Annotated in this window: 8 protein-coding genes and 1 pseudogene; 2 read left to right on the top strand and 7 right to left on the bottom strand. The window is 33.7% G+C overall.

Features of this window, described 5'->3' with window-relative positions; genetic code table 11:
* Both PHI38_RS08515 and queC read right to left on the bottom strand, forming a co-directional pair.
* Nucleotides 1-306 (bottom strand): annotated as a pseudogene (locus PHI38_RS08515) (DUF45 domain-containing protein); the annotation flags it as partial.
* A complete protein-coding gene (gene queC / locus PHI38_RS08510; protein ID WP_299855068.1) occupies nt 293-967 on the bottom strand; it encodes a 7-cyano-7-deazaguanine synthase QueC in 675 nt (224 codons plus the stop codon). The pseudogene PHI38_RS08515 and the gene queC, both read right to left, overlap by 14 nt.
* 84 nt (nt 968-1,051) lie before the next feature.
* Here queC and PHI38_RS08505 point away from each other — a divergent pair, with 84 nt between their 5' ends.
* Both PHI38_RS08505 and ybeY read left to right on the top strand, forming a co-directional pair.
* Complete coding sequence (locus PHI38_RS08505; RefSeq protein ID WP_299855065.1) at nt 1,052-1,231, top strand: hypothetical protein; 180 nt, start codon at nt 1,052-1,054, stop codon at nt 1,229-1,231.
* 3 nt (nt 1,232-1,234) lie between these two features.
* A complete protein-coding gene (gene ybeY, locus PHI38_RS08500) occupies nt 1,235-1,654 on the top strand; it encodes an rRNA maturation RNase YbeY (RefSeq protein WP_299855062.1) in 420 nt (139 codons plus the stop codon).
* An 8-nt stretch (nt 1,655-1,662) separates the two neighbouring features.
* Here the strand turns inward: ybeY and mrdA are convergent, their stop codons facing one another.
* The 5 genes from mrdA to lptC all read right to left on the bottom strand — a co-directional run.
* The gene (gene mrdA / locus PHI38_RS08495; RefSeq protein ID WP_299855059.1) at nt 1,663-3,468 is read right to left on the bottom strand and encodes a penicillin-binding protein 2; all 1,806 of its coding nucleotides are present in this window, start codon (nt 3,466-3,468) and stop codon (nt 1,663-1,665) included.
* Between the two features lie 415 nt (nt 3,469-3,883).
* Entirely contained in the window at nt 3,884-4,345 is a 462-nt protein-coding gene (locus tag PHI38_RS08490) for an N-acetyltransferase (RefSeq protein ID WP_299855057.1), read from the bottom strand.
* Nucleotides 4,335-4,952 carry a ribosome biogenesis GTP-binding protein YihA/YsxC gene (gene yihA, locus PHI38_RS08485; protein ID WP_299855055.1) on the bottom strand — a complete coding sequence of 206 codons (618 nt, stop codon included), beginning with the start codon at nt 4,950-4,952 and terminating at the stop codon, nt 4,335-4,337. Before yihA ends, PHI38_RS08490 begins: the two co-directional genes overlap by 11 nt.
* The gene (gene lptA, locus PHI38_RS08480) at nt 4,945-5,445 is read right to left on the bottom strand and encodes a lipopolysaccharide transport periplasmic protein LptA (protein ID WP_299855052.1); all 501 of its coding nucleotides are present in this window, start codon (nt 5,443-5,445) and stop codon (nt 4,945-4,947) included. Before lptA ends, yihA begins: the two co-directional genes overlap by 8 nt.
* Nucleotides 5,446-5,804 (bottom strand): LPS export ABC transporter periplasmic protein LptC (gene lptC / locus PHI38_RS08475; protein WP_299855049.1); only part of this gene is annotated, 359 nt, incomplete at its 5' end.

Below are 5,804 nucleotides of genomic sequence, written 5' to 3'. Positions count from 1 at the left end.
AACTTTTGTGAGGGAGTCTCTAAGCTCTATTGCTTCATCTGTATCGATACTAAAAACCTCACCAAAAAGCAAAATCTCATCTTGAAGATTTACACTTAAAGATTTAGAAGAGTTTATGATTTTTAGCTGTTTTCTTATCCAAGACTCTCTTTGAGTAAGAAGCTTTTGGATAAATGTATTTGATACTTTTGGAGTTTTAAGAACTATCTCTCCATTTTTCTTAACACTTATATAGCTATGTTTTAGAGTTGTTTTTTGCAGGTGCAAAATCTCTAAATCATTAAAGTTTATTTTATTGGTACTCAATTGGGTCTTTTGTGTTGGCTAATTTAAAACCATTTAGTCGTAGACGACAGCTATCACAAACGCCACAAGCCTTATCTTCGTCTTTGTAGCAACTCCATGTAAGTTCTAGTGGAACATTAAGCTTAAGTGCATGTTCTACTATTTGAGATTTACTAAGATGAACTAGTGGCGTATATATTTTAATTTTTGTCTCATCTTTTGTACCAAGATTTATGCTTTTCTCCATAGCGCTGATAAAAGATTCTGTGCAATCAGGATAACCGCTACTATCCTCTTCAACAACGCCTATAGCAATAATTTCTGCGCCCTCTTTTTCTGCTAGTGCGGCTGAGAGAGATAAAAATATACCGTTTCTAAATGGTACATAAGTAACAGGAACACCATCTCCTAGGCCACTAGTAGGCACATCTATGCTTTTATCTGTAAGAGCGGAAGCGCTAATTTTAGAAAAAAAGTCTAAATCTAAAACATAGCTACTTGAGATATTAAGTGCGTTGCAAATATTTTTAAAACAAGATAGCTCTTTTGCTTCAGTTCTTTGCCCATAATTAAAGTGCAAAGCTATAATTTCATAACCCATATCTTTTACCATATAAGCACCCAGTGTAGAGTCCATTCCACCGCTCATAATACAAATTGCTTTTTTATTTTCTAAATTCATGAAGCAATTCTAGCATATTATTTTAATCTTCATTAAATGCAATACCTAATATAATGCCCCTATATTCAAAGAAAAGGGGTTATCATGGAAATTTCATCTTCAAACACACCTACTCAAACTTCAGCTGATGTTGAAGCTAGCAAAAAAACTCTAGAGAGCAAAGAAAGAGACGTTTTAAAAGTCTTAGAAACTGTAAATGAAGAGTCTCAAAAAGATATAGCACAAAAAACAGGATTAGGAATTAACCTAAATCTAGCTGGTTAAAATTTGATAGACTTTGACAACAGAACTTCACTAAACCTTCAAACACAAATGATAGAACTCATTGCATCTTCTTTTAGCGATAAGGAGATAGAACTCATTATTACAGATGAAGATGAGATGAGAGAGATAAATAAAGCGCATAGAAATATAGATAAAGCAACGGACGTTTTGAGCTTCCCTTATGAAGAGATGCCTATGTCTCCCCTAGGAAGTATCGTTATATGCTCCTCGCATATACAAGAAAAATCAAAAGAGCTTGAACACACAGAGGATGATGAGTTTACACTTCTTTTTATACATGGACTACTTCATCTTCTTGGATATGATCATGAAGTGGATAATGGAGAGATGCGAGAAGAAGAGGCAAGAATCATAAAAGAGTTTAATTTACCTCAGAGCTTAATAATTAGAACCGAGGGATAGTTAAGAAACTATTTATCATCCTCACTATCTTGTTTTATATACCCAAGCTCTAAAAGCTTATTATAGATTGCTGAGACAACATCACCAGTAGCAGCCCCACCATGTCCACCATGCTCTACCATAGCTAAAACAACGTATTGAGGATTGTCGTATGGTCCATAAGATGTAAACCAAGCGTGAGAACGTGTATAGTACTCCATCTCATGTTCTAAATCTCTCTTTTTGATATCTTGAAGTATTCCAACAACTTGAGCTGTTCCAGTTTTTCCTGCAATTTTTACTTTTGTTCTTAGATAGTTTCTAGCTGTTCCGCCAGGTACATTACAAACTTCATACATTGCTCTTTGAATAGTAGGCAATCTCTTTAACTCATCTTCATTTAATACATCTTCAAATTCTGGCTCAACAACGGTCTCACCTATCTTATTTGCAAAATATGGGCGAGGCAGTTTGCCTGTTGCCATTAAAGCTGTGAATTGTGCTATTTGCATTGGTGTTGTTAAAAAATCTCCCTGCCCTATGGATGTATTTACCGTCTCTCCAATATACCATGGTTTATTATGTTTCTTTTTTTTCCACTCGCGAGATGGAACTGTACCTATAAACTCGTTTGGCAAATCAACACCTGTCTTTTTTCCAAGTCCATATCTCATGAGTCCATCACTCATTTTCTCGATACCAAGTCTTAGGCTACCTTTATAGAAGAAATCATCACAACTCTCTCTAATAGCCTTTTTTATCTCGGTAGGTCCATGCCCATCTTTTTTCCAGCACCTAAATACTCGAGAGCCAAGCGGCATAGAAGCGGTGCAGTTAACATTAAAATATGGACCAGCTTCTGGTGAAGTTATATAGAGTAGTCCAAGCCCTGTCTTTATAACTGAGCCTGGAGGATAGAGCCCGTGGATTAGCTTATTTGTAAAAGGTTTATCAAGACTGTTGGAGAGCTTATCCCAAACCTCATTGCTTATCCCAGTTACAAAAGTATTTAAGTTATATTCTGGAAAACTACTAGCAGACAAAATAGCACCATCCATCCTCATAACAATAACTGCTCCAGCCTTATTTTCAAAGAATGATGATATATATTTTTGAAGTTCTATATCTATGTTTAAAGTGAGTTTTGTATCTTCTGATGGTTTTTGGCTTGATAGCTCTTCTACTTCTTGGTTGTTAGCATTTACCTTTATCTCTCTCTTGCCTGCTAATCCTTGAAGATATTCATTATAATATCTCTCAATACCTGACTTGCCACTATATCCTATGAGTTTAACAAGTTCGTCATTAGCTATATCATCTTTATTTGCACGTCCAACATATCCGATAATATGTGCACCTATCTCGCTATATGGATAAAATCTTTTTGGAGAAGATACTATGTTTAGGTTTTCTCTTAAACTCAAAATTGAGTATATAGGCATAAGTTCTTCGTATGATACAAAATCCACTATATCTATAAAGTTATGGTTATAGTATGAATCAACCTTTTTATACTCTTTTACCATCTTCTCTCTATCTAAGTTTGGCAACAAAGATAGTAATGTGTTTATTTCATCTTCAAAGATTTCAGAGTTTCTCTCAAGCCCCAGGTGTGGGGCTAATTGTATCTTAAATCCAAGTTCATTTATTGCTATTGGTTTATTGTTTATATCAACTATCTCTCCCCTGACTGGGGCTATTTGATCAATCTTAATCGTATTATTGTATGAGAGTTTTTCATAATAGCTGTTTGATTCTACTGAGAGAAAAAAAACTCTAACTAGCAAAGCTAGCCAGAGAGATGCAAATATAAAAAGTATAAATTTTATTTTCATAAGATACTCAAAATTAAAAATTCGATAACTATATAATAAATGACATAGTAGTTGATGCTAGGCAGTGGAAATAAGAATATATTTGATAAAAATAGGCTAAAAACAAAAAAGCCTACATAAACTAAAACTACAATAATAAGATTAATACATGCCACACAGCTGAAATTCTGAACTATCTTTGGAACAATATACTTATGCAGAATTGAAAAATAAATAATTGTACTAAATAACACATAGTTGTTTTCTGACTCAAAAAGTAAAAGACACAAAGCAGTTAAAAGAAGCGTTGCTGTCTGCTCTTCTTTAAGTGCCTTTGAGAAGTAGAAGTATAGTACCGTAAGTAGTGGAGGCAAGAATAGATATATACCGCTTAACGCGGTATATATAAGAAACAAGACACCATAAAGGTATATTGTTAAAGGGTTTTTATAAGAGAGACTTCGTTGCATATTGGGAAATGTTTACATTTAATACAGTCGGCCCATATTTTATGTTCTGGAATTGACTCTTTTGGTATCTCTACAAAGCCTAGATTCTCAAAAAAAGATTGTTTATACGTTAGACTAAGAACTTTTTCAAGCCCTAATAGTTTAGCTTCATCTGTTGCTTTTGTAACTAAGCTCTGCCCTATTCCTTGGCCTCTTCTTCCATCTTTTACAACAAGAGATCTAATCTCTGCGAGTGCTGGAGTGTGAAGGTGAAGAGCACAAAATCCGACTATCTCAGAACCATCTTTAGCCAAAATATAAGATCTAATATTAGTTGCTATCTCATCTGAATTTCTTGCAAGTATTACACCAGCTTCAACTTCTGATGCAACTAGCTGTTGCATCTCTTGTATGTCTGAGAGTTTAGCATTTGTTAATTCAATCTTCATTTTCATCCTCCTTTAAAATATCGTATATAAGAGTTACTATCTTTGCCATTCCCTTTTTTTTAGAGCTAGAAACCATAAGAGCATTAGGGAAATCTCTTCTTAGCTCATTTTGCTCTTTTTGATTTAGCTTGTCTATCTTTGTAAATATCTGTATTATGTGTTGAGTTGGGTTTGCACACTCTAGTAAAAAATCACTAACAGATTTATCTATCTCTAAAAAAGGGTGTCTACAATCAACTAGATGTATGAAGATTTTAATCTGTTTTCTTGAGGCTATATAGTCTGTTAGATTTTTCTCCCAATCATACTTGATTGATTTTGCCACTTTTGCATAACCAAAGCCAGGTAAGTCAACAAACTTAGCGACGCTTTTTGTAGAATCTTCTCTGTTTATAAATGTAACATCAAAATAGTTTATAAGCCTTGTTTTTCCTGGGGTTGAAGATACTTTAGCTAAACCTTTATGGTTTGTTAAAGCATTTAATAGAGAGCTTTTTCCAACGTTTGAGCGAGCCATAAAAACAACTTCATTTTGCTCATCGCTTGGAGGTGCTGCATCTATATTTGGAGCAGATGTAATAAATTTTGCATCTACGATCTCAATCATTTTTTTCTTTCTTTGCATTTTTTGTCTTGTTAGTATCTTCTGGCATATTAAAAATCATAATGACAGGCTCTTTTTCTGCGCCTTTTGCATATGCTTTACCTTCAATTGTTTTTAAAATAACTTCATCACCTATAATCTCTTTTTTATCATTGATTTGTTTTAAATGTACATCACGATAAAAATAGTACTCTTTTGATTGAGGAAGATATATAACTTTATGAGCTACTCCTCTATACATGGCACCTTCAACGGTTTTTATCTTAAATGAGGAGTTACCTTCTGCTATAAATTTTGTAGGCTCCTGTTTATCGTTTGTATATATTGTTACCTTTGAAGCATTTAGTTCATCATCACCTTTAATGATGTTTACATCACCCTCAAAAATAGAGATTCCAGCTTTTTGATCTGCATTGAAGAGTTTAGCTTTTACTTGTAACTCTTGTGCAAATAGTAATGCTGCAGGTAAAATTATTAAAAAAACACTCTTTCTCATCTATTTCTCTTTTAATTGGTATTTTGCTGTTACATTTTTTGATGTAATTTTCTCTAGATCACTATTGTAATGCAAAGCTTTGCCGATGACTCTGTTTGCACCTCTGTATAGAAGATAAGGTCCATCAGCAATAGCTATGCTTGTTTTTTTATTATAAGTTGCCTTTTGTGTCTCAAACGTCAGGCCATCTTCTCGTACATAAACAATATCTCCATCAAGATATACTATATCATCTTTATAGATTCCGTTATTTGATTTCATATTTGCAACATACTCTTTGGAGTTGTCTGTATAGTCTATATCATCAACTCTATATCTATCACTATATCTAAGTGCTTTTGTCCCGTTCATAAGCGTTA

Source organism: Sulfurimonas sp. (assembly GCF_028694895.1).
Classification (GTDB): Bacteria; Campylobacterota; Campylobacteria; order Campylobacterales; family Sulfurimonadaceae; genus Sulfurimonas.
The sequence above is the reverse complement of the archived record's forward strand: the minus strand, read 5'-3'. Positions and strand labels throughout refer to the sequence as shown.